Source organism: Citrobacter sp. MGH 55, assembly GCF_016906145.1.
Classification (GTDB): domain Bacteria; phylum Pseudomonadota; class Gammaproteobacteria; order Enterobacterales; family Enterobacteriaceae; genus Citrobacter_A; species Citrobacter_A amalonaticus.
In genome coordinates, this window is the sequence record NZ_CP070239.1 from 1,220,920 (window position 1) to 1,244,760 (window position 23,841).

Here is a 23,841-nt window from a genome sequence, read left to right on the forward strand (position 1 = left end):
AGGGACAATTTCATCAATCATACTTCACAAGGACTTCACTTTCAGGCATTAGCGTAGTGCCATCTTCATTTTTTGCGGACAAAAAGATGGAACATTTCGACGTAGCGATTATCGGTCTCGGCTCGGCCGGCGCAACGCTGGCGCGTAAATTGAGCGGTAAAATGCGCGTGCTTGCGCTGGATAAAAAACGTCACTGCGGCAATGAAGGGTTCACCAAACCCTGCGGCGGTTTACTGGCACCGGATGCACAGCGTTCGTTTATTCGCGACGGCATTACGCTGCCGGTGGACGTCATCGCCAATCCGCAAATTTTCAGCGTTAAAACGGTGGATGTCGACACCTCACTGACGCGTAACTACCAGCGCAGCTATATCAACATCAACCGTCATGCCTTTGATTTATGGATGAAATCGCTGATCCCGGATGAGGTACAGGTGTATCACGACAGCCTGTGTTGAAAAATCTGGCGAGAAGAGGGGAAGTGGCACGTGATTTTTCGCGCCGACGGTTGGGAGCAACAGATTACCGCCCGCTATCTGGTGGGGGCCGACGGAGCAAATTCGCTGGTACGTCGCTATCTTTATCCGGAACATCAGATTCGCAAATATGTCGCCATCCAACAGTGGTTCGCAGAAAGTCATCCGGTCCCGTTTTATTCCTGCATTTTCGATAACGCTGTGACGGACTGTTACTCCTGGAGTATCAGCAAAGACGGCTATTTCATCTTTGGCGGCGCTTATCCCATGAAAGACGGCCAGGCACGCTTTGACGCGCTAAAAGAGAAAATGGCAGCCTTTCAGTTCCGCTTCGGCGAACCGGTGAAAAGCGAGAAATGTACTGTACTCTTTCCGTCACGCTGGGCAGATTTCGTCTGCGGTGAAGATAACGCATTTCTGATTGGCGAGGCCGCCGGGTTCATCAGCGCCAGTTCACTGGAGGGGATTAGCTACGCCCTGGATAGCGCGGAGATCCTCAAGGCTGTTCTGCTGCTGGATGCGCCGGAGAGGAACCGCGCGTACCGGAAGGCCACCCGCCAACTGCGCATTAAACTGTATGGCAAGATCCTGAAGAGTCGTTGTTTGACTGCGCCCGTATTGAGAAGCGCGATTATGCGAAGCGGCATCGCGCATATCCCGCTAAGCCAGGATGACCAGCCCACCACAACGTCTGGCGGGCTGGTAAAGGAGTATTAACCTACGCGTTTTACATCACCCACAAGCAGGATGTAAGAGAGCGCGCCAATCAGGGCAACGGCTGAGATATAAACCAGCGCGGGACCAAAGCCATAGTCCTGCGCAAGGTAACCAATCACCAGCGGAACAGTAATCCCGCCCAGCCCACCAACAAAGTTAAAAACGCCACCGGTCAGGCCGATGAGGCGCATCGGCGCCAGCGAAGAGACCAGTGACCAGGTGATGGAAGCAAAGCCGTTACCGAAGAACGCCACCGCCATCAGGGTCATAATCCACACCGGATCGTTGGTGTAGTTTGCACCCATGATGCAGGTGGAGATTAACAGACCACAAATAATCGGCGTTTTACGCGCCACACCCAGCGAAAAGCCTTTTTTCACCAGCTTATCCGCCAGCCATCCGGAAAGCAGTACGCCAAAGAACGCCGCGAGGAACGGTACGGTGGTCATAAAACCCGCCTTCAGCGCGGTAATGCCTTTTTCCTGTGTCAGGTAGTTCGGGAACCACGTCAGGAAGAACCACAGCGTTGAGGTGACGGCAAACTGGCCCAGATAAACGCCCACCAGCTTACGGTGGAACACCAGTTTCCAGTCCGCTTTGGTCAACGGCTGACGCGCCTCTTTCTTAACGGGTGCATCACCATCCACCAGGCCGCCGCCGTCGCGAATATAGTCCAGTTCCGCTTTGGTGATACTTTTGGTCAGACGAGGCGGTTGATACACTTTAAACCAGACCAGCGACCAGATAATGCCGATCCCCCCGGTGACAATGAACACCCAGTGCCAGCTCAGCATCTCCTGGATCCAGATCAACAGCGGGGTCAGGAACGCCAGGCCGACAAACTGTCCGGAGGTATAAAAACCGACGGCGGAGGCACGTTCATGCTCGGGGAACCAACTCGTCACCATGCGGTTGTTGGTGGGGAACGCCGGGGCTTCGAATATCCCGGTAATGGCGCGCAGGCCAATTAACGACATCAACCCCGTGGCGAAGCCCTGGAAGAGGGTTGCCACCGACCAGCCAAATATCGCAATAAAGTAGGTCAGACGGGATCCGACGCGGTCAAGGAACCAGCCGCCCGGGATCTGGCATAGGGTATACAACCAGGCAAAAGCCGAGAAGACATAGCCCATTTCCGCTTTCGTAATACCAAACTCTTCCTGAATATGCGCCGACGCCACCGCAAGGTTGGCGCGGTCGACATAACAGATGACCACGGTAATAAAGATCATAATCAGCGTCAGGTAACGGCGACGCCCGGTTTTTGCAGCAGTAACTGGAATATCCATCGCAATCTGTCTCCAGATTTTGGGCATAGCGAAGCCGCTCACCATGCCCGGTAATTTACAGAGGGTGTTTGTTTTATTTTTAAAATTAAAAAATTACGCTAATGCGCTAAATAATTCGTGCTGGGGGAAGGCGGCTAGTTTTCGCATCCCCGGGAGCATACAAAAGTATGTGACCGGGGTAAGAAAACGCAGCCAACGCACCACCAGCGCGAAGTATGACGCGCATTTACCACTCGGCGACCGAACCATCCTCATGACGCCACAGCGGATTACGCCAGTCCGGCGCATTTTTGCTTAGCTCAATGACTTTGGCTTCATCAATATCCACGCCAAGGCCCGGCTTCATTAATGGTTTAAAGAACCCGCCTTCCATGTTGAAATCGTCTTTGTTTTTCACAAAGTCGAGCAGTTCCGCGCCCTTGTTATAGTGAATCCCCATGCTCTGTTCCTGGAACACGGCATTACGTGAAACAAAGTCGACATGCAGACACGCTGCCAGCGCAATCGGTCCCAGCGGACAGTGCGGAGCCAGCGCCACATCATAAGCTTCCGCCATTGCCGCAATTTTGTAACACTCGGTAATCCCGCCCGCATGTGACAGGTCCGGCTGCAAAATCGCCAGCCCGCCCGCTTCCAGCACCCGTTTAAACTCGAAGCGCGAGAACATACGTTCACCCGCCGCGATCGGAATATGGGTCTGTTCCGCCAGTTTCGGGTAGTACTCTGCCTGTTCCGCCAGCACCGGCTCTTCAATAAACAGCGGGCGATAAGGCTCCAGCTCTTTAATCAGCACTTTCGCCATCGGCGCGCTGACGCGTCCGTGAAAATCCAGACCAAACTCAATTTCATTGCCAAAGGCTTCGCGGATTTGCGCCACGGTGTTGACCGCGCGATCGACCGCCCGTGAATTATCAATCACGCCCATCTCTTCGCAGCCGTTGAGCTTGAAGGTGTCAAAGCCGATATTCCGCAATTGCTTAATGCCGTCGATCACTTCCGCAGGACGATCGCCGCCAACCCAGCTGTAGGCTTTGATTTTGTCGCGTACCAGGCCACCCATCAGTTGCCAGACCGGCGCGTTCAGCACTTTACCTTTGATATCCCACAGCGCCTGGTCGATGCCAGCGATGGCGCTCATCAGAATCGGGCCGCCGCGGTAGAAACCTGCGCGATACATTACCTGCCACAGGTCATTAATGCGCGCCGGGTCCTGACCGATCAGGTAATCGCCCAGTTCATGCACCGCCGCTTCGACGGTACGGGCGCGGCCTTCAATCACCGGCTCGCCCCAGCCAACAACGCCTTCGTCGGTTTCAATTTTCAGGAACATCCAACGCGGAGGTAAACGGTACGTGGTGAGTTTGGTTATTTTCATTTCACTGCCTCTCGATATGCCTTAACAAATGCTGCCGCCTGCTGCGCGGTGCGCGCTACGGACTGCCCGGCGCGATACAGATCGCTGCCCAGTCCCGCACCCACACACCCGGCTTTCATCCACTGCGCCAGGTTGTCTGGCGTTACGCCGCCCACGGCAAAGACCGGTACACTGGCGGGTAATACCGCTTTCAGCGCTTTGATGTAATCCGGTCCAAAGGCCGATGACGGGAAAATTTTCAGCGCCTGCGCGCCAGCATCCAGCGCAGTAAAGGCTTCTGTGGCGGTGGCGCATCCCGGACAGACCGTCATGCCGTAACCCACCGCACGGCGAATGACCTCCGCATTGATATTTGGCGTTACAATGAGTCGACAGCCCATCTTCGCCAGGCGATCCACCTGCTCTGGTTGTAATACCGTTCCGGCACCGATCAGCGCGTTATCGCCAAACGCATCCACCACGGCCGGAATGCTCTTTTCCCACTCGGGGGAGTTAAGCGGGATCTCCACCGCGTCAAATCCGGCGTCGATCACTGCGCCAACGTGCGCAAGCGCCTCCCCGGGGGTAATGCCGCGCAAAATCGCAATAAGCGGAAGATTAGTTTGCCACTGCATGGGCGATGCTCCTTATACCTGCCTGAAATGCCGTATCGCCGGGAACCGCGGAAACGTCACGCCCCATGGCGTGGAACGCCTGCTGATAGCGTGATGTCAGCGATGCGCCTGCGACAATCGTGATGGTCTGCTCGTGCGCGATGAAATCACGCATGCTGGCGACCTCTGCGCCAATCAACAGGCCAGAGAGAAATTCGTTGACCTGCTCGCGCGGGAGATTTCCCAGCACATGCGAGGCACGAACCTCAAAAAGTTGTGGCAAAACGGCAGGGGAGTCGATCCCGCGCGCAAGCCCGGCGGCAAAGGCATCTGAAGAGGTTTGCTGTTCCGGCAAACCAGCGCCCACCAGCGAGTGTTGCAGGAGCAAATGGTGTAGTTCACCGGTCATCACGGTACGAAAATCGTGAATTTGCTCTGCGTCAGCCTGCACCCATTTGCAGTGCGTCCCCGGCATGACATAGACAGAAGAAGGAGAAAGCGTGCGTGCGCCGAGCAGTTGTGTCTCTTCGCCGCGCATCACATTGTGGTTATCGTCGCGCAAAACACACAACCCAGGAATAATCCAGACATTGTCGCCAACGGGCGTTAACTGCTCACCAATGGCAGCGAAAGAGGCAGGAACCGGCAGATACGGGGCAATCTTCCAGCCCACGTTGCTACCGACCATTCCGGCCATGACCACCGGTGTGGCGCTGTCGCGCCAGTTTTGTGTGACTTCTGCTAACACCGCCTCGGGGGATTTACCGTTCAGACGCGTAACGCCTGCTTCTGATTGCCTGCTTTCCAGGCATTTGTCGCCCTGGTAAAGCCAGGCGCGCAAATTGGTCGATCCCCAGTCAATTGCGATGTAGCGAGCTGTCATGTGATTTCCTTCAACCTTCGTGTCGAGCTGGCGATCATGGTCAGGGCCGCCTGCTCTGCCGCATTGCTATCCTGATGCCGTATCGCATCGAATAGCGCCTTATGTTCCTGGAGCGTTTTTGGCATGTTGGCTTCATCGCCCATCCAGGTCCGTTCAAATACCGCCCGCTGAAGCGAAGTGATTGCCACGCTCAGCTGTTGCAAAACCGGGTTATGCACTGACTGCAATACCGCCTCGTGATAGCGGATATCCGCTTCATTAAAGGCCTCCCGATCCTGATTGTTGGCGATCATGTCATTGAGCGCCGATTCAATTTCAGCTAAATCACTCGAGGTCGCGCGTTCCGCTGCCCAGCGGGCAATCGCGGGCTCCACCAGATTTCGGACCTCGCTCATCGCACTGATGAGCCGCGGGTCGTAATCGTTTTCCAGTACCCATTGCAACACGTCGGTATCGAGGTAATTCCACTGATTCCGCGATGTGACAAAGGCGCCACGATAACGCTTCATTTCAATCAGCCGCTTTGCCATTAGCGAGCGGAACACTTCGCGGATGATATTGCGTGAGGTTTCAAACTCCTCACACAGCTCCGCTTCCGCAGGGAGTGCGGCACCCGGTACGTATTTACCGCTGACAATCTGTTTGCCCAGCGTGATCACGATGCGATCGGTTTTATTGAGAGTCATGGAGAGTCCTTATGCTCTGGATGGTCCTCTCTACTTTACCGTTATCGCTGAAATTCGCCTCACTTTTGTAGTACTAACGTGATGCTATACAGTGTTGTGATGCGTTCAATGTAGTACAACACAGATATGTTGTACTACAATTTAGATCACAAAAACGACAATCGGTAATGAAAATGTTATGAGGAGTAAACGGCGGGGGTAAAAAAACCCGCGATCAACGCGGGTCATGGCAAACCATCCAGAGGGATTACTTCAGGACGTGCTGCTCAATGGCATACGCAACGCCATCTTCCAGATTTGATTTGGTAACAAAGTTGGCGATCTCTTTCACCAGGGGAATGGCGTTATCCATCGCTACCCCAAGCCCGGCATACTCGATCATCGCGATGTCATTTTCCTGATCGCCAATCGCCATAATTTCTTCCGGTTTGATGCCCAGCGCATCAGCCAGTGATTTCACACCAGTGCCTTTATTGACGCGTTTATCGAGGATTTCGAGGAAGTACGGCGCACTTTTCAGCACGGTATATTTCTCTTTCACTTCTGCCGGAATACGGGCGATGGCCTGATCGAGGATCGCGGGCTCATCAATCATCATCACTTTCAGGAACTGGGTTTGCGGATCCATCTTTTCCGCTTCGCAGAACACCAGTGGAATGGTCGCGACATAGGATTCATGTACGGTGTAATAGCTGATATCACGGTTTGCGGTATACAGCGTGGTACGGTCCAGCGCGTGGAAGTGCGAGCCGACCTCGCGGGAGAGTTTTTCCAGATAGCGGTAATCGTCATAGCTCAGCGCGGTTTGTGCGACAGTGCTACCATCGCCCGCTTTCTGCACCAGCGCACCGTTATAGGTAATGCAGTAGTCGCCGGGTTGTTCCATATGCAGCTCTTTCAGATAGCTGTGTACACCCGCATACGGACGACCGGTGGTCAGTACCACGTTTACCCCTTTTTCACGGGCTGCGGCAATCGCACGTTTAACCGCCGGTGAAATGGTGTGATCGGGTAACAGAAGGGTGCCATCCATATCGATAGCAATGAGTTTGATAGCCATGAATTCCCCGCATTCAATGAGTCCTGACTCATGCTAACGCGATTCCGCTCAAAAAACAGCAGCGAAAAGGGGGATAAGAAGGGGAATCACGATTCCCCTTTTGACGATCAATTGTAGGCCTGATAAGCAACGCGCCATCAGGCATCACGCAGGATCTTGCCGGATGGCGGCGTAAAACCGCCTTATCCGGCCTATAGATAGGGATTAGATATCGATATTTGCCGCTTTCAGGGCGTTCTCTTCGATAAACGCACGACGTGGTTCTACCGCGTCGCCCATCAGCGTGGTGAACAACTGGTCAGCAGCAATCGCATCCTTCACGGTAACGCGTAACATGCGACGGCTTTCCGGATCCATGGTGGTTTCCCACAGCTGATCCGGGTTCATCTCACCCAGACCTTTATAACGCTGAATAGCCAGACCACGACGTGACTCTTTCACCAGCCAGTCCAGCGCCTGTTCGAAGCTGGCAACCGGTTGACGACGTTCACCGCGTTCGATGAAGGCATCTTCTTCCATCAGGCCGCGCAGTTTTTCACCCAGCGTGCAGATACGGCGGTATTCCGCCCCCGTTACAAACTCGTGATCCAGCGCGTAGTCGGTGTCCACACCGTGGGTACGCACACGCACGATCGGTTCAAACAGATTCTGTTCCGTATTGTGCTGGATATCGAACTTCCACTGGCTACCGTGCTGTTCTTTCTCGTTCAGCTCGGTAATTAGCGCGTTCACCCAACGGGTCACGGTCTGCTCGTCTGAAAGATTGTCTTCAGTCAGCGTCGGCTGATACACCAGCTCTTTCAGCATTGCTTTCGGGAAGCGACGCTCCATACGACCAATCATTTTCTGCGTGGCGTTGTACTCAGAAACCAGTTTTTCTAACGCTTCACCAGACAGCGCCGGTGCGCTGGCGTTGGTGTGCAGCGTAGCACCGTCCAGCGCGATGGAGATCTGGTACTGGTCCATCGCCTCATCGTCTTTAATGTACTGTTCCTGCTTGCCTTTCTTCACTTTATACAGCGGCGGCTGGGCAATGTAGACGTGGCCACGCTCAACAATTTCTGGCATCTGACGATAGAAGAAGGTCAACAGCAGCGTACGAATATGCGAGCCGTCGACGTCCGCATCGGTCATGATAATGATGCTGTGATAACGCAGTTTGTCCGGGTTGTACTCGTCACGACCAATACCGCAACCGAGCGCGGTGATCAGCGTCGCCACTTCCTGCGAAGAGAGCATCTTGTCGAAGCGCGCTTTCTCTACGTTGAGGATTTTACCCTTCAGCGGCAGAATCGCCTGGTTCTTGCGGTTACGCCCCTGTTTTGCAGAGCCGCCCGCAGAGTCCCCTTCCACAAGGTACAGTTCGGACAGCGCCGGGTCGCGTTCCTGACAGTCCGCCAGTTTGCCAGGCAGACCCGCCAGATCCAGCGCCCCTTTACGACGCGTCATTTCACGCGCACGGCGGGCTGCTTCACGGGCACGGGCCGCATCAATAATTTTACCGACCACGATTTTGGCGTCAGACGGGTTTTCCAGCAGGTATTCGCTCAGCAGTTCGTTCATCTGCTGTTCAACCGCCGATTTCACCTCAGAAGAAACCAGTTTATCTTTGGTCTGAGAGGAGAACTTCGGATCCGGCACTTTCACGGACACCACAGCAATCAGGCCTTCACGGGCATCATCACCGGTGGCGCTGACTTTCGCTTTTTTGCTGTAGCCTTCTTTGTCCATGTAGGCGTTCAGGGTACGGGTCATCGCCGCACGGAAACCTGCCAGGTGCGTACCGCCGTCACGCTGCGGAATGTTGTTGGTAAAGCAATAGATGTTTTCCTGGAAGCCGTCGTTCCATTGCAGTGCAACTTCCACGCCGATACCGTCTTTTTCGGTGGAGAAATAGAAGATATTCGGGTGGATTGGCGTTTTGTTCTTGTTCAGATACTCAACGAACGCCCTGATGCCACCTTCATAGTGGAAATGGTCTTCTTTACCATCGCGCTTGTCTTTCAGGCGAATAGAGACGCCAGAGTTCAGGAACGACAGTTCGCGCAGACGCTTCGCCAGAATCTCGTATTCGAACTCCGTGACGTTAGTGAAGGTTTCGTGGCTCGGCCAGAAACGCACCATCGTACCGGTTTTATCGGTATCGCCAGTGACTGCCAGCGGTGCCTGCGGAACGCCGTGCTCGTAGATCTGACGGTGGATTTTGTTATCGCGCTGGATAACCAGTTCCAGTTTCTGCGACAGGGCGTTCACCACGGAGACACCCACACCGTGCAGACCGCCGGAGACTTTATAGGAGTTATCGTCAAATTTACCGCCTGCGTGCAGAACGGTCATGATCACTTCCGCCGCCGATACGCCTTCTTCCGGGTGAATACCGGTCGGGATGCCGCGTCCATCATCCTGTACGGAGACAGAGTTGTCGGCATGGATGGTGACAATAATGTCTTTACAGTGACCCGCGAGCGCTTCGTCGATAGCGTTATCTACCACCTCGAATACCATGTGGTGCAGACCGGTGCCGTCATCCGTATCGCCGATATACATACCCGGGCGCTTACGCACCGCATCCAGTCCTTTCAGGACTTTGATACTGGAGGAGTCATAAGAATTCGACATCAACGTTTCTCGCTCATTTAAACTTGGGTTAATCCGTTATTTTACCCTTTTCCACGGTGAACATCTTCGAATTTTTGTCCGACATGTCCAGAACGTGTTCAGCGCTGATTGCGCTGACAAAGACCTGTGATTGTGTCGCTTTTAATCGACTGGCTAACAGTCCGCGACGCGCATCATCAAGCTCTGAGGCAAAATCATCTATCAGGTAGAGACACCGCCGCCCGCTTTCACGGGTGAGGAACTCCCCTTGCGCCAGACGTAAGGCGCACATTAGCAGCTTTAACTGCCCACGCGACAAGGTATCTTCTACCGGCGCACCATCGGCGCGAATGCGGAAATCCGCTTTATGCGGGCCGTGCGCGGTGTAAGTCAACATGCGGTCGCGTTCAAAACCACGTTCCAGCACCTCGGCATAATCAGTCTCTTTCTCCCAGCCGCGCTGAAAAGAGAAGGAGAGAGAAAATTCAGGAAGAAACTGCTGGCAAGTATCCGCCATATCCTGTGCGATACCGGCGCTGTACTCCGCGCGCCAGGTGCTGATTTGTTCCGCCAGCGGGATCAGTTCTTTATCCCACGGACGCAGTTGCTCGTAACGACTCACCTGGCGCAGCGCCGCATTGCGCTGCTTGAGCAGACGCTTCAGGTTGCTCCAGGCGGTGAAGAATCCAGCTTCATTGTGAAAGCATCCCCAATCGAGGAACGCTCTTCTGTATTTGGGGCCGCCGTTGAGTAAAGTAAACCCCTCAGGGGTGATCAGTTGCATCGGCATCAACAGCGCCAGCTCCGCCACCTTGTGGCCGTCAGTGCCGTCGATACGCACTTTACTGTCACCCAGCTTATCTTTGGTTAACCCAATCGAGGTTTCCCGCTCATTCCCCTGCAATCGCCCATGAAGAACAAACGACTCCTGCTCGTGACGAATGACGCGACCAATCTGCAAACTGCGAAACGCCCGGCCGTGGCCGAGCGTATAGATGGCTTCCAGAACGCTGGTTTTACCGCTGCCGTTCGCGCCAACCAGGAAGTTAAAGCCGGGGGATAACGCGAGATCCGCATTTTCAATATTGCGGAAATCTTTGATTAAGAGTCGGGATAGCGACATATTTCAGAGCATCATCCAGGGGGCGTGAGTGTCGCAGCCAGTTCGTTTACCGCCAGCGCGCAGAAAGCGGAGCGTACACGAAGTACGTGAGCATTTCGAGCACTGCCGGGAAACGAAATGGCAAGTAAACCAGCCCCTTTCAGATTCTACAATCTCATTGGCATAACAACGTAAGCCGCACTTTGCGACGCCGCATCTTCAATTTGTACGCTCGACACGGAGTCAGTCAGCATGATGCGCACGTTTTCACACTTCAGCGCATTCAGGACATCTAATACGTAGCTGACGTTAAAGCCGATCTCCATTTCAGTCCCCGGGTAGGTGACATCCAGAATCTCTTCGGCTTCCTCCTGTTCCGGGTTGTTCGCCGTGATTTTAAGCTGATTTTCACTCACATACAGACGCACGCCGCGGAACTTCTCGTTCGACAGGATCGCCGCGCGGGCAAAAGCCTGCTTGAGGATATCGCAGCCGGCTTCCAGATGTTTATCCGGATTCTTCGGCAGTACGCGACGGTAATCCGGGAAACGGCCGTCCACCAGCTTAGACGTAAAGATAAAGTCGCCAACGTGTGCGCGGATGTTGTTGCTGCCAATCTGCACGCGCAGCGGGTTATCGCCGCCGTCGAGCATACGCATCAGTTCAATCACACCTTTACGCGGCACGATCACCGAATGGTTGGGCAGCGACTGACCAACAGGCATAGAGCAAACCGCCAGACGGTGACCATCAGTTGCCACGGTACGCAACTCTTCACCTTCGGTCTCAAACAGCATGCCGTTTAAGTAGTAACGCACGTCCTGATGAGCCATGGAGAACTGCGTGGCTTCAATCAGACGCTTCATCGTCGCCTGCGGCAGGGTGAATTCTACCTCGCTCTGCCAGTCATCCAGATTCGGGAAGTCGGCGGCAGGCAGCGTGGACAGCGAAAAACGACTGCGGCCCGAACGTACCAGCATGCGATCGCCTTCCAGCTGGACGGCGATTTCCGCCCCTTCCGGTAGGCCACGGCAGATATCAAAGAACTTCCGCGCCGGGACCGTCGTGGCGCCGGGCTCATGCGGCTGAATCAACGCAACGCGGGCCACCATTTCCATTTCAAGATCGGTACCCGTCAGCGAAAGCGCACCGTCAGCCACCTGCAGCAACAGGTTGCCAAGAATAGGCAGCGTAGGACGACCACCCAGCGGGCCGCTGACCTGCTGAAGCGGCTTTAATAAATGTTCACGTTCAACGGTAAATTTCATAGCGTCACGAAGATAATGTTCTGATTAAGTTTGAGAAATCTTCTTTAATATCATGGCTTTCTTCACGCAACTGCTCAATCTTACGGCAGGCATGAAGCACCGTAGTGTGGTCGCGGCCACCAAACGCATCGCCAATTTCCGGCAAGCTGTGGTTGGTGAGCTCTTTCGCCAACGCCATGGCCATCTGACGCGGACGCGCTACCGAGCGAGAACGACGCTTGGACAGCAAATCCGCAATTTTAATTTTGTAATACTCCGCCACCGTCTTCTGAATATTGTCGATGGTGACCAGTTTTTCCTGTAACGCCAGCAGATCGCGCAGCGCTTCGCGAACGAAGTCGATGGTAATCGCCCGACCGGTAAAGTTGGCGTTGGCAATCACGCGGTTCAGTGCCCCTTCCAGCTCACGCACGTTAGAGCGTAGACGCTTGGCAATAAAGAAGGCCACTTCACCCGGCAGACGAATATCATTTTCGTCGGCCTTTTTCATCAGGATCGCCACGCGCGTTTCCAGTTCTGGCGGTTCGATCGCCACCGTCAACCCCCAGCCGAAGCGGGATTTCAGACGATCCTCAACGCCGTTGATCTCTTTTGGATAACGATCCGAAGTCAAAATGATCTGCTGATTACCTTCAAGAAGGGCGTTAAAGGTGTGGAAAAATTCTTCCTGAGATCGTTCTTTATTAGCGAAGAACTGGATGTCATCGATGAGGAGGGCGTCGACGGAACGATAATAGCGTTTAAACTCTTCGATCGCGTTGTTTTGCAGGGCTTTTACCATGTCCTGGACAAAGCGTTCGGAGTGCATATACACCACTTTGGCATTAGGTTTGCGCGCCATAATGCCGTTTCCCACCGCGTGCAACAGGTGGGTTTTACCCAGACCGGTGCCGCCATAAAGGAACAGCGGGTTATAGGCGCCACCAGGATTGTCCGCCACCTGACGCGCCGCCGCGCGAGCCAACTGGTTGGATTTACCTTCAACGAAGTTATCAAACGTGTGTTTGACGTTAACGTTAGAGCGATAGGTGGGTTCTGCCGGCGCAGGCACATTGTCCCAGCCAGGACGCGCCGCGACAGGCGACGCGCGCTGCGGCTGAACCTGGTGCGCCACCTGAGCCGGTGCGGCGACGTTGTTGTTCACGGGCGCCTTCAGCGTCTGGCTGACGGGCTTCGTCCCGACCTCAAAACGCAGTTGCGGGGCATCTGCGCCGCAGAAATTATTCAGCAGCCCATTGATATTGTTAAGGTACTTGTCTCTTACCCAATCGAGCACAAAACGGTTTGGCGCATACAAAGCCAGCGTGTTATCGCTCAGTTCCGCCTGCAAAGGGCGTATCCACATACTGAATTCTGTGGCTGGTAACTCATCCTGCAATCGGGCAAGACACTGCTGCCAAAGCGAAAGTGACACGGCGGACTCCACTCGAACAAAAGTCGATAAATGACAAAGGCTGAAACATTCATGATTGTTGACGCACGTCGGCTAGACCCTATGCAAAGGGTGACGTGCGAATTGCTATCTGCAATTTTAACCCGATCAGGATCCTTTGAAACGATCGGGACCGCGGATCATAGCGTAAACTGCGCAAGAGATCTTCTGTTTCTCACAGATTCTTCCCGATTTATCCACAGGCCTTCACAGGACCGGATAAGTGTAAACGATCCTGGAGAAGTGCTGCACGATTTCGCCCGCATATTGGAAAAATTAATGAGTAAAGACGCTATACTGCTAAAACGATCTCATAAAGATCCCGAGCGATCCTTGCGCTTTGTTCATCAGCCCGTATAATCTTTCCCCCGTCGCGCGATGCCCGTAACACGGTGTCAACGCTGCCTGTTTTTCACGCGAAAACGTGCGGAAATACGCGGGAAATAAGGAAAGAGAATTGACTCCGGAGTGTACAATTATTACAATCCGGCCTCTTTAATCACCCACGCTGAGGCGTTAGTCGTTCGAAACTCGTTCGGGTATACGCAAAAGTCAGTGAATTTATTCAAGTTTAGGTAGAAATCGCCATGAAACGCACTTTTCAACCGTCTGTACTGAAGCGCAACCGTTCTCACGGCTTCCGTGCTCGTATGGCTACTAAAAATGGTCGTCAGGTTCTGGCACGTCGTCGTGCTAAAGGCCGCGCTCGTCTGACCGTTTCCAAGTAATAAAGCTAACCCCTGAGTGGTTAAGCTCGCATTTCCCAGGGAGTTACGTTTGTTAACTCCCGCTCATTTCACTTTCGTCTTCCAGCAGCCACAACGGGCTGGCACGCCGCAAATCACCATCCTCGGCCGCCTGAATTCGCTGGGGCATCCCCGTATCGGTCTTACTGTCGCCAAGAAAAACGTTCGACGCGCGCATGAACGCAATCGGATTAAACGTCTGACGCGTGAAAGCTTTCGTCTGCGTCAACACGAATTGCCAGCAATGGACTTCGTAGTGGTGGCGAAAAAAGGGGTTGCCGACCTCGATAACCGTGCTCTCTCGGAAGCGTTGGAAAAATTATGGCGCCGCCATTGTCGCCTGGCTCGCGGGTCCTGATAGCCCTTATTCGGGTCTATCAACGCCTGATCAGTCCGCTGCTTGGGCCGCATTGCCGTTTCACTCCAACGTGTTCAAGCTACGGAATTGAGGCATTGCGCAGGTTTGGAGTGATAAAAGGCAGTTGGTTGACGGTGAAACGCGTATTAAAATGCCACCCTTTACACCCTGGTGGTGACGATCCCGTCCCGCCCGGACCATTTGATACCAGAGAACACTAACGATGGATTCGCAACGCAATCTTTTAGTCATCGCTTTGCTGTTCGTGTCTTTCATGATCTGGCAAGCCTGGGAGCAGGATAAAAATCCGCAACCTCAGACCCAACAGACCACGCAGACAACGACCACCGCAGCGGGTAGCGCCGCCGACCAGGGCGTACCGGCCAGTGGCCAGGGGAAACTGATTACGGTTAAGACTGACGTGCTTGATCTGACCATTAACACCCGTGGTGGTGATGTGGAACAGGCCCTGCTGCCAGCTTACCCGAAAGAACTCGGTTCCAGCGAACCGTTCCAACTGCTGGAAACCACGCCGCAGTTTATCTATCAGGCTCAGAGCGGTCTGACAGGTCGTGACGGCCCGGATAACCCGGCTAACGGTCCACGTCCGCTGTACAATGTCGAAAAAGACGCCTTTGTACTGGCTGATGGTCAGAACGAACTGCAGATCCCGATGACCTATACGGATGCCGCGGGTAACACCTTTACCAAAACGTTTGTCCTCAAACGTGGCGACTATGCGGTTAACGTTAACTACAGCGTGCAGAACGCCAGCGAGAAACCGCTGGAGATCTCCACCTTTGGTCAGCTGAAGCAATCCATCAATCTGCCGTCTCATCGCGACACCGGAAGCAGCAACTTCGCGCTGCATACTTTCCGTGGCGCTGCGTACTCCACGCCAGATGAGAAGTATGAAAAATACAAATTCGACACCATCGCGGATAACGAAAACCTGAACGTCAATGCGAAAGACGGTTGGGTGGCGATGCTGCAACAGTATTTTGCCACGGCATGGGTGCCACGTAACGACGGTACCAACAACTTCTATACCGCGAACCTGGGTAACGGCATTGCCGCTATCGGCTATAAATCTCAGCCGGTACTGGTTCAGCCGGGTCAGTCTGGCGCGATGACCAGCACCCTGTGGGTTGGCCCGGAAATTCAGGACAAAATGGCGGCCGTTGCACCGCACCTGGATCTGACCGTGGATTACGGTTGGTTGTGGTTCATCTCTCAGCCGCTGTTCAAATTGCTGAAATGGATCCATAGCTTTGTCGGTAACTGGGGCTTCTCCATTATCATCATCACCTTTATCGTTCGTGGCATCATGTACCCGCTGACTAAAGCGCAGTACACCTCCATGGCGAAGATGCGTATGCTGCAGCCGAAGATTCAGGCAATGCGTGAGCGTCTGGGCGATGACAAACAGCGTCAGAGCCAGGAAATGATGGCCCTGTACAAAGCTGAGAAGGTTAACCCGCTGGGCGGCTGCTTCCCGCTGATCATCCAGATGCCTATCTTCCTGGCGTTGTACTACATGCTGATGGGCTCCGTGGAACTGCGTCATGCGCCGTTCGCCCTGTGGATCCATGACTTGTCTGCACAGGACCCGTACTACATCCTGCCGATCCTGATGGGCGTAACGATGTTCTTCATCCAGAAGATGTCGCCGACCACCGTGACCGACCCGATGCAGCAGAAGATCATGACCTTTATGCCGGTCATCTTTACCGTGTTCTTCCTGTGGTTCCCGTCAGGTCTGGTGCTGTACTATATCGTCAGCAACCTGGTGACCATCATCCAGCAGCAACTGATTTACCGTGGTCTGGAGAAGCGTGGTCTGCATAGCCGCGAGAAGAAAAAGTCCTGATACTCTTCATTCTTCAAGCCGCAGGCGCGTTGGCTGCATTTGCTTGCCCCAGTCACTTACTTCAGTAAGCTCCTGGGGCTCACAAACTTGCCGCCTTCCTGCAACGTGAATTATTTCGAGTATTCACGGTAAAGTTAATGCCAGAGAAGGCGGTCATTAGACCGCCTTTTTTACATTTACGAAGAGACATATCATGAGCCATAACGACACTATCGTCGCCCAGGCCACCCCACCGGGACGCGGTGGGGTGGGTATTCTGCGCATCTCCGGCCTGAAGGCGCGTGAGGTGGCCGAAGCTGTTCTGGGCAAGCTGCCCAAACCCCGTTACGCCGACTATCTGCCGTTTAAAGATGCCGACGGTACCGCGCTGGACCAGGGGATCGCCCTGTGGTTTCCCGGCCCGAACTCGTTTACGGGTGAGGATGTGCTGGAACTTCAGGGACACGGCGGCCCGGTCATTCTCGACCTGCTGTTAAAACGCGTCCTGACGCTGCCTGGCCTACGTATTGCCCGCCCCGGCGAGTTCTCTGAGCGCGCGTTTCTCAACGATAAACTCGACTTAGCCCAGGCCGAAGCGATTGCCGACCTGATTGATGCCAGTTCTGAGCAGGCGGCTCGTTCAGCGTTGAACTCATTGCAGGGGGCGTTTTCCACCCGCGTAAACCATCTGGTGGAAGCACTCACTCACCTGCGCATCTACGTAGAAGCGGCCATCGACTTTCCGGATGAAGAGATCGACTTCCTGTCCGATGGCAAAATTGAAGCGCAATTGAATGGCGTGATTGCCGATCTCAATGCCGTTCGCGCTGAAGCGCGTCAGGGCAGCCTGCTGCGTGAAGGGATGAAGGTGGTCATTGCCGGACGCCCTAACGCCGGTAAATCAAGCCTCCTGAATGCGCTGGCGGGCCGTGAGGCGGCCATTGTCACCGACATCGCCGGTACCACGCGCGATGTGCTGCGTGAGCACATCCATATCGATGGTATGCCGCTGCACATTATCGATACCGCCGGTCTGCGTGAGGCCAGCGACGAAGTGGAGCGTATCGGTATCGAACGGGCCTGGCAGGAAATTGAGCAAGCGGATCGGGTGCTGTTTATGGTCGATGGCACCACCACGGATGCCGTTGACCCGGCTGACATCTGGCCGGACTTTATCGCCCGTTTACCGTCAAAACTGCCCATTACCGTGGTACGAAACAAAGCGGATATCACCGGCGAACCGCTGGGCATCAGCGAGGTGAATGGTCACTCACTGGTTCGTCTTTCGGCGCGCACCGGTGAAGGCGTAGACGTACTGCGCAACCATCTCAAGCAGAGCATGGGTTTTGATACCAACATGGAAGGGGGCTTCCTGGCCCGTCGTCGTCACTTACAGGCGCTAGCCGACGCCGCTGAGCATCTCCAGCAGGGCAAGGCCCAACTGTTAGGTGCGTGGGCCGGTGAGCTACTGGCTGAAGAACTCCGTCTGGCGCAGCAAAGCTTAAGCGAGATCACCGGTGAGTTTACCTCCGACGATCTGCTGGGAAGAATTTTCTCCAGCTTCTGTATCGGTAAGTAATCCCGTAGCCCGGAATTAACTGACGGTTAATTCCGGGCATTATCGTTTTATAAGAGGGTCTCTTTTTATGGAACATAAACGTTTACTTGACTGTAGTGCTTCTGATTTCGGGGGCATGGACAAAACGGCGCTGCTGTATGCAATCCGCGCCAGTGAAGGCCGCGTCCTGGTCAGTGAAACCATCGCCATTACCCAACCTCTGCTCAATAACGTCACTAATGCCGAACTTGCCGCGTCGCAGGGGGCGGACATTCTGCTGATCAACATGTTCGATAGCGAAGCACCGCTAATCCAGGGAATGCCTGCCGGTACTGCACCGGATCAGACGTTGCATGAACTGCAGCGTCTGACCGGACGCATCATCGGCGTCAACCTTGAGGCCGTCGATCCTGAATTCGCCAGTGCGCATGATGACATCTGGAAGATGAAACCAGGCCGTGCCGCAACCGCAGAGAATGCTCGCAAACTGGTAGAAATGGGAGCGAAGATCCTGGTACTGACGGGAAATCCCAACAACGGCGTCAGCAATCTCGCTCTGGGAAAAGCGGTGAAAACGATCCGTGAGGCCGTTGGCGACAAGGCCATTATCATCACCGGTAAAATGCACGGCGCAGGGATTGTGCGGGAAAGCGGCAGCGCGATTATCAGTGAAAGTGACGTCGCCGCCTTTGCCGGACAGGGCGCAGATATCGTGCTTATTCCGGCACCAGGAACAGTACCGGGTATGAGCCAGCAAAAAGTAGAGTCGCTGATCGCGTGTGCACACGCGCACGGTGCGCTGGCAATGACGGCAATCGGCACCTCTCAGGAGGGCGCAGACGTCAGTACAATTCGCCAGATAGCCCTGATGAGTAAAATGGCAGGGGCGGATCTCCATCATATTGGCGATACTGGCTATATGGGAATGGCGTTGCCGGAAAATATACTGGCCTACAGCGTGGCGATTCGTGGCGTCAGACATACTTATACACGTATTGCCCGTTCGGTAAATCGCTAGCGGAATATTGTATTTTCTTGAATGATCCTTAATTAATTAAATGTTAATTTAACTGTGATTTTTATCACAGTTAAATTATTCTCTCATAGACAAATATTTTCATTGCCATAATGTAGCACTGTGTCTACAGAGGATAACTCAATCATGATTATCTTACATGCATACATCATTTCAAAATGGTTTAATGTTGACAATAAAATTGTCAATCATCACCCTTAAATTTCCCTGCCTTTATTTTGCCAGAACATAGGCTATTCGTAGTCTGTTCATTTGGCACATCTCAAACATAGCTCAATTTCTCATTGTGGTTGCATATCGCAACGCCACGTATGCCTGTTCGTTTTTTAAAACGAAAATACAGTCATGGCTGGAATAAATGAGAGATGAATTATGCCGGGTATATTTATACCCGCGTGCAGACGTATTGAGTCAATACAGTGAAATAAATTAAAGGATTATGTCATGGATAACTTTAAACATTTACCAGAACCCTTCCGTATTCGTGTTATTGAACCGGTAAAACGTACAACGAGAGAACATCGGAATAACGCAATTATTAAATCCGGGATGAACCCTTTCCTGCTGGATAGTGAAGATGTCTTTATTGATCTGCTGACCGACAGCGGTACTGGCGCAGTGACACAGAATATGCAAGCAGCCATGCTACGTGGGGATGAAGCCTACAGCGGCAGCCGCAGCTATTATGCGCTATCTGAAGCAGTGAAAAACATTTTTGGTTATCAATATACTATTCCAACGCACCAGGGCCGCGGTGCAGAACAAATTTATATTCCGGTACTGATCAAAAAACGTGAGCAGGAAAAAGGGTTAGACAGAAGTAAGATGGCGGTTTTCTCCAACTACTTCTTCGATACGACCCAGGGGCACAGCCAAATCAACGGCTGCGCCGTGCGTAACGTGTACATCAAAGAGGCATTTGATACTGGTGTTCGTTATGACTTTAAGGGAAATTTCGATCTCGATGGATTAGAGCGCGGCATTCAGGAAGTCGGCCCCAACAACGTACCGTATATTGTGGCGACCATTACCAGTAACTCTGCAGGCGGGCAACCGGTTTCATTAGCCAACCTGAAGGCCATGTATAATATCGCCAAAAAATATGACATTCCGGTAGTCATGGACTCCGCGCGCTTTGCCGAGAATGCGTATTTTATCCAGAAACGCGAAGCAGAATACCGGGACTGGAGCATCGAAGAAATTACCCGCGAGACTTACAAATATGCCGATATGTTGGCAATGTCCGCGAAAAAAGATGCGATGGTGCCAATGGGCGGCTTACTGTGCATTAAAGACGACACCTATTTTGACGTCTATACCGAATGCAGAACCCTGTGCGTCGTACAGGAAGGCTTCCCGACATACGGTGGTCTGGAAGGCGGCGCAATGGAGCGCCTTGCGGTGGGTCTGGTGGATGGTATGAACCAGGATTGGCTGGCCTATCGTATCGCGCAGGTGCAATATTTAGTCGATGGCCTCGAGGCGATTGGCGTCACTTGCCAACAGGCTGGTGGCCACGCGGCCTTTGTCGATGCGGGTAAATTATTACCGCACATTCCGGCAGAACAGTTCCCGGCTCAGGCTCTCGCTTGCGAACTCTATAAAGTGGCCGGTATCCGCGCCGTTGAGATTGGTTCATTCTTATTAGGCAGAGATCCTAAAACCGGTAAGCAATTACCTTGCCCGGCCGAGCTTCTGCGTCTAACCATCCCAAGGGCAACGTATACGCAATCTCATATGGACTTCATTATTGAAGCCTTTGAACACGTCAAAGAAAACGCGATGAATATTAAAGGGTTGACCTTCACCTACGAACCGAAAGTATTACGTCACTTCACCGCTAAACTGAAAGAAGTTTAATTATAAGCATCAGGGGGGTTATACGCTTTAACCCCCCAGCGATAAATCCACTTCCTTTATATTGTTGCATAATTAAAACCTTATAGGTTCACTATAATTAATGAGGCATCATGGAAGAAAATTCGAATGCTAAACACTCCTCCTTTTGGGGGATTATGGTCATAGCCGGTACGGTGATTGGTGGGGGGATGTTTGCTCTCCCCGTTGATTTGTCCGGCGCGTGGTTTTTTTGGGGGGCGTTTATTTTAATAATCGCCTGGTTTTCAATGATGCATTCCGGACTCCTGTTATTAGAGGCAAATTTAAATTACCCCGTCGGATCCAGTTTTAATACCATTACTAAAGATCTTATTGGCAACAAATGGAACATTGTGAGTGGATTTACCGTTGCCTTTGTTCTCTACATTCTCACGTATGCCTATATTTCTGCTAATGGCGCCATTATTAGCGAAACGATCTCCATGAATATGGGATATCGCGTTAACCCCCGAATTGTCGGAATCTGTACTGCCATTTTTGTCGCCAGCGTGTTGTGGATCAGTTCACTGGCAGCAAGTCGAATTACCTCCCTGTTCCTTGGGATTAAAATCATCTCTTTTATTATCGTTTTTGGGTCATTCTTCTTCCAGGTCGATTTTTCTATACTGCGGGATACGGCAGGCCAGGCTCAAAACAACGTCTCTTACTTCCCCTATATTTTTATGGCATTACCAGTATGCCTGGCTTCATTTGGCTTTCACGGAAACATTCCCAGTCTGATCATCTGCTATGGCAAAAGAAAAGATAAATTAATTAAAAGCATTGTCTTTGGTTCTTTGCTGGCGCTGGTGATTTATCTGTTCTGGTTGTATTGCACCATGGGTAACATTACACGGGAAAGCTTCAGTGAGATCATTGCGTCGGGCGGTAATGTTGATTCATTAGTAAAATCATTTCTCGGCACCAGGCAAACCGGAATCATCGAATTTTGTCTGCTGGTTTTTTCAAACCTGGCCGTCGCCAGTTCCTTTTTTGGTGTGACTCTGGGGCTATTTGATTATCTTGCGGATCTGTTCAAATTCGACAATTCGGCAGTGGGACGTTTTAAAACCGTCTTGTTAACCTTCCTGCCCCCGGCGCTTTTATACTTAATCTTCCCGAACGGTTTTATCTATGGCATCGGCGGTGCAGGGCTGTGCGCAACGATATGGGCCGTGATCATCCCTGCGGTACTGGCCCTGAAAGCCCGCCAGAAGTTCCCCAATAAAATGTTTACCGTCTGGGGCGGCGTCTTTATCCCGACTATCGTGATCCTGTTCGGCGTAGCGGTTATTGTTTGCTGGTTCGGCAACGTCTTCAACCTGTTACCCCGATTCAGTTAAATTGCTGTTCCTCCAGGCTGACATGCCGCCTCATTCAACGCGGCATGTCAGTCAGGGAATCACTGTTGTCCAAATGGCTATTCGCCTTCTTCCTCGGGAGACCATCAAACAACCTCTCCTGACGTAAAAACAGCCAATCCGTACCAGGAAATGTAAATGCGCGTAAGGGAGGCTGATTCAGTCGTACTTTTTGGCTATTTACTCTGTCTATAAACCGAGTAAATGTTACTCTCGTCATTATCACCGACCATTAATCATGGAGAGAAAAATGGCGACCCATTTTGCCAGAGGGATCCTGACGGAAGGACACTTGATTTCGATGCGCCTTCCGTCATCCTGCCATCATGAAGCACGAAGACTCCCCACACATCGCCAGACCCGTTTTCTTGCATCCCGAGGGCTTCTCGCTGAGCTGATATTTATGCTGTATGGCACGCTCGAGTTACCGGAAATCGTATACAAAGCCAAAGGTAAACCGTCATTTCGCGATAAAAATCTACCCAGCTTTTCCATCGCCTATGCCGGTAATATGGTCGGTGTGGCGCTGACAACCGAAGGGGAATGCGGACTGGATATGGAACTCCAGCGCGCCCCCCGTGGATTTATTAGCCCCCATACCGCCGACGTCCCAACCTTCTCCAGCAACGAAAGCCTGTGGATCAGCAAGCAAAACGATCCGGACGAAGCGCGCGCACAGATGATCACCTTACGCCAGAGCGTCCTGAAACTGACGGGTGACGTCCGCAACAACGATCCGCATGAGCTGCAATTGCTGCCAGTCTCCGGGCGTCTGAAATGTGCCCGTGTTGCTCAGATTGAGGCTATTTGCGATGCCGAAGACCTGCTGGTGTGGTCGGTTGCGGTTACGCCAGCCATTGATAAACTTCAACTTTGGGAGTTTGATGTTAAGCAGGGCTGGAAAAGCCTGCCTGATATCCAGACCCGCGCGAATGCGCCGACGGGTCGTCTGATGCGATTCGCGCAATTATCTGCCGCGACGTCTTATACGCACAACTGATGGAGTTACCATGTCTGAAACGTTGAATGTTGTTACGTTACTGGGAAGCCTGCGCAAAGGTTCGTTTAACGGTATGGTTGCCCGTACGCTGCCGAAAATCGCCCCGGCGGGTATGAAAATCAGTGCGTTACCGTCTATCGGTGATATCCCGCTTTACGATGCTGACGTGCAGCAGGAAGAGGGGTTTCCGGCAAGCGTCGACGCGCTGGCTGAGCAAATTCGCCAGGCTGATGGCGTGGTTATCGTTACGCCGGAATATAACTATTCGGTACCGGGTGGTCTGAAGAACGCCATCGACTGGCTGTCACGCCTGCCCGATCAGCCGCTTTCAGGCAAACCGGTGCTCATCCAGACCAGCTCGATGGGGGCGATTGGCGGCGCGCGCTGCCAGTATCATCTGCGTCAGATCCTGGTTTTCCTGGATGCCATGGTCATGAACAAGCCGGAATTTATGGGTGGCGTGATACAGAACAAAGTAGACCCACAGACGGGTGAAGTGATTGACCAGAGTACGCTGGACCATCTGACCGGTCAGCTCACCGCGTTTGGCGACTACATCCAGCGCGTGAAGGCCTG

At 53.0% G+C, this 23,841-nt stretch carries 21 protein-coding genes and 1 pseudogene; 12 read left to right on the forward strand and 10 right to left on the reverse strand.

Going from position 1 to position 23,841, the window contains the following annotated elements:
• Nucleotides 1–86 precede the first annotated feature (86 nt).
• A pseudogene (gene cbrA, locus JTI98_RS04865) lies at nt 87–1,193 on the forward strand (colicin M resistance lipid reductase CbrA).
• Here cbrA and JTI98_RS04870 read toward each other — a convergent pair.
• From JTI98_RS04870 to dnaA, 10 genes are all read right to left on the reverse strand, one after another.
• On the reverse strand, nt 1,190–2,527 hold the full coding sequence (locus tag JTI98_RS04870) for an MFS transporter (RefSeq protein ID WP_072031698.1): 1,338 nt from the start codon (nt 2,525–2,527) through the stop codon (nt 1,190–1,192). The pseudogene cbrA and the gene JTI98_RS04870 sit on opposite strands and share 4 nt — an antisense overlap.
• Nucleotides 2,528–2,708: 181 nt before the next feature.
• Entirely contained in the window at nt 2,709–3,857 is a 1,149-nt protein-coding gene (gene dgoD, locus JTI98_RS04875; RefSeq protein ID WP_042998727.1) for a galactonate dehydratase, read from the reverse strand.
• Nucleotides 3,854–4,471, reverse strand: coding sequence for a 2-dehydro-3-deoxy-6-phosphogalactonate aldolase (locus JTI98_RS04880; protein ID WP_044328789.1), 618 nt, complete (start codon nt 4,469–4,471; stop codon nt 3,854–3,856). Before JTI98_RS04880 ends, dgoD begins: the two co-directional genes overlap by 4 nt.
• On the reverse strand, nt 4,455–5,333 hold the full coding sequence (locus JTI98_RS04885) for a 2-dehydro-3-deoxygalactonokinase (protein ID WP_216081996.1): 879 nt from the start codon (nt 5,331–5,333) through the stop codon (nt 4,455–4,457). The genes JTI98_RS04880 and JTI98_RS04885 overlap by 17 nt, the downstream gene beginning before the upstream one ends.
• Complete coding sequence (gene dgoR / locus JTI98_RS04890; protein WP_042998730.1) at nt 5,330–6,019, reverse strand: D-galactonate utilization transcriptional regulator DgoR; 690 nt, start codon at nt 6,017–6,019, stop codon at nt 5,330–5,332. The genes JTI98_RS04885 and dgoR overlap by 4 nt, the downstream gene beginning before the upstream one ends.
• A gap of 247 nt (nt 6,020–6,266) precedes the next feature.
• The gene (gene yidA / locus JTI98_RS04895) at nt 6,267–7,079 is read right to left on the reverse strand and encodes a sugar-phosphatase (protein ID WP_042998731.1); all 813 of its coding nucleotides are present in this window, start codon (nt 7,077–7,079) and stop codon (nt 6,267–6,269) included.
• 204 nt (nt 7,080–7,283) lie between these two features.
• On the reverse strand, nt 7,284–9,698 hold the full coding sequence (gene gyrB / locus JTI98_RS04900; protein WP_042998732.1) for a DNA topoisomerase (ATP-hydrolyzing) subunit B: 2,415 nt from the start codon (nt 9,696–9,698) through the stop codon (nt 7,284–7,286).
• Between the two features lie 28 nt (nt 9,699–9,726).
• Nucleotides 9,727–10,800: a DNA replication/repair protein RecF gene (gene recF / locus JTI98_RS04905; protein ID WP_042998733.1), complete on the reverse strand. Its 1,074-nt coding sequence runs from the start codon at nt 10,798–10,800 to the stop codon at nt 9,727–9,729.
• A gap of 146 nt (nt 10,801–10,946) precedes the next feature.
• Nucleotides 10,947–12,047, reverse strand: coding sequence for a DNA polymerase III subunit beta (gene dnaN / locus JTI98_RS04910; protein ID WP_042998734.1), 1,101 nt, complete (start codon nt 12,045–12,047; stop codon nt 10,947–10,949).
• A 4-nt stretch (nt 12,048–12,051) separates the two neighbouring features.
• A complete protein-coding gene (gene dnaA, locus JTI98_RS04915; RefSeq protein ID WP_042998735.1) occupies nt 12,052–13,461 on the reverse strand; it encodes a chromosomal replication initiator protein DnaA in 1,410 nt (469 codons plus the stop codon).
• 605 nt (nt 13,462–14,066) lie between these two features.
• Between dnaA and rpmH the strand changes: the two genes are divergently transcribed.
• From rpmH to JTI98_RS04970, 11 genes are all read left to right on the forward strand, one after another.
• Entirely contained in the window at nt 14,067–14,207 is a 141-nt protein-coding gene (gene rpmH, locus JTI98_RS04920) for a 50S ribosomal protein L34 (RefSeq protein ID WP_000831330.1), read from the forward strand.
• A gap of 16 nt (nt 14,208–14,223) precedes the next feature.
• Entirely contained in the window at nt 14,224–14,583 is a 360-nt protein-coding gene (gene rnpA, locus JTI98_RS04925; RefSeq protein ID WP_000239725.1) for a ribonuclease P protein component, read from the forward strand.
• Entirely contained in the window at nt 14,547–14,804 is a 258-nt protein-coding gene (gene yidD, locus JTI98_RS04930; protein WP_001307474.1) for a membrane protein insertion efficiency factor YidD, read from the forward strand. Before rnpA ends, yidD begins: the two co-directional genes overlap by 37 nt.
• Before the next feature lie 2 nt (nt 14,805–14,806).
• A complete protein-coding gene (gene yidC, locus JTI98_RS04935) occupies nt 14,807–16,453 on the forward strand; it encodes a membrane protein insertase YidC (RefSeq protein ID WP_042323526.1) in 1,647 nt (548 codons plus the stop codon).
• 193 nt (nt 16,454–16,646) lie between these two features.
• Nucleotides 16,647–18,011: a tRNA uridine-5-carboxymethylaminomethyl(34) synthesis GTPase MnmE gene (gene mnmE / locus JTI98_RS04940; protein ID WP_046401921.1), complete on the forward strand. Its 1,365-nt coding sequence runs from the start codon at nt 16,647–16,649 to the stop codon at nt 18,009–18,011.
• A 67-nt stretch (nt 18,012–18,078) separates the two neighbouring features.
• Nucleotides 18,079–19,008 carry a hypothetical protein gene (locus JTI98_RS04945; RefSeq protein ID WP_044329029.1) on the forward strand — a complete coding sequence of 310 codons (930 nt, stop codon included), beginning with the start codon at nt 18,079–18,081 and terminating at the stop codon, nt 19,006–19,008.
• 144 nt (nt 19,009–19,152) lie between these two features.
• Nucleotides 19,153–19,227 carry a tryptophanase leader peptide gene (tnaC, locus tag JTI98_RS21380; RefSeq protein ID WP_099433256.1) on the forward strand — a complete coding sequence of 25 codons (75 nt, stop codon included), beginning with the start codon at nt 19,153–19,155 and terminating at the stop codon, nt 19,225–19,227.
• Between the two features lie 243 nt (nt 19,228–19,470).
• Entirely contained in the window at nt 19,471–20,886 is a 1,416-nt protein-coding gene (tnaA, locus tag JTI98_RS04955) for a tryptophanase (RefSeq protein WP_042998738.1), read from the forward strand.
• A 110-nt stretch (nt 20,887–20,996) separates the two neighbouring features.
• On the forward strand, nt 20,997–22,247 hold the full coding sequence (tnaB, locus tag JTI98_RS04960) for a low affinity tryptophan permease TnaB (RefSeq protein ID WP_042998739.1): 1,251 nt from the start codon (nt 20,997–20,999) through the stop codon (nt 22,245–22,247).
• Between the two features lie 268 nt (nt 22,248–22,515).
• Nucleotides 22,516–23,265: a 4'-phosphopantetheinyl transferase superfamily protein gene (locus tag JTI98_RS04965; protein WP_216081997.1), complete on the forward strand. Its 750-nt coding sequence runs from the start codon at nt 22,516–22,518 to the stop codon at nt 23,263–23,265.
• Nucleotides 23,266–23,275: 10 nt separating this feature from the next.
• Nucleotides 23,276–23,841 (forward strand): NADPH-dependent FMN reductase (locus tag JTI98_RS04970; protein WP_130097585.1); only part of this gene is annotated, 566 nt, incomplete at its 3' end.

Coding starts and splice junctions, on each gene's coding strand:
- dgoR (WP_042998730.1), bottom strand. CDS start 6,019: ATGACTCTCAATAAAACCGATCGCATCGTGATCACGCTGGGCAAACAG.
- gyrB (WP_042998732.1), bottom strand. CDS start 9,698: ATGTCGAATTCTTATGACTCCTCCAGTATCAAAGTCCTGAAAGGACTG.
- JTI98_RS04880 (WP_044328789.1), bottom strand. CDS start 4,471: ATGCAGTGGCAAACTAATCTTCCGCTTATTGCGATTTTGCGCGGCATT.
- dnaN (WP_042998734.1), bottom strand. CDS start 12,047: ATGAAATTTACCGTTGAACGTGAACATTTATTAAAGCCGCTTCAGCAG.
- yidD (WP_001307474.1), top strand. CDS start 14,547: ATGGCGCCGCCATTGTCGCCTGGCTCGCGGGTCCTGATAGCCCTTATT.
- tnaA (WP_042998738.1), top strand. CDS start 19,471: ATGGATAACTTTAAACATTTACCAGAACCCTTCCGTATTCGTGTTATT.
- dgoD (WP_042998727.1), bottom strand. CDS start 3,857: ATGAAAATAACCAAACTCACCACGTACCGTTTACCTCCGCGTTGGATG.
- JTI98_RS04965 (WP_216081997.1), top strand. CDS start 22,516: ATGGCGACCCATTTTGCCAGAGGGATCCTGACGGAAGGACACTTGATT.
- yidA (WP_042998731.1), bottom strand. CDS start 7,079: ATGGCTATCAAACTCATTGCTATCGATATGGATGGCACCCTTCTGTTA.
- JTI98_RS04870 (WP_072031698.1), bottom strand. CDS start 2,527: ATGGTGAGCGGCTTCGCTATGCCCAAAATCTGGAGACAGATTGCGATG.
- JTI98_RS04945 (WP_044329029.1), top strand. CDS start 18,079: ATGGAACATAAACGTTTACTTGACTGTAGTGCTTCTGATTTCGGGGGC.
- JTI98_RS04885 (WP_216081996.1), bottom strand. CDS start 5,333: ATGACAGCTCGCTACATCGCAATTGACTGGGGATCGACCAATTTGCGC.
- yidC (WP_042323526.1), top strand. CDS start 14,807: ATGGATTCGCAACGCAATCTTTTAGTCATCGCTTTGCTGTTCGTGTCT.
- tnaB (WP_042998739.1), top strand. CDS start 20,997: ATGGAAGAAAATTCGAATGCTAAACACTCCTCCTTTTGGGGGATTATG.
- recF (WP_042998733.1), bottom strand. CDS start 10,800: ATGTCGCTATCCCGACTCTTAATCAAAGATTTCCGCAATATTGAAAAT.
- rpmH (WP_000831330.1), top strand. CDS start 14,067: ATGAAACGCACTTTTCAACCGTCTGTACTGAAGCGCAACCGTTCTCAC.
- mnmE (WP_046401921.1), top strand. CDS start 16,647: ATGAGCCATAACGACACTATCGTCGCCCAGGCCACCCCACCGGGACGC.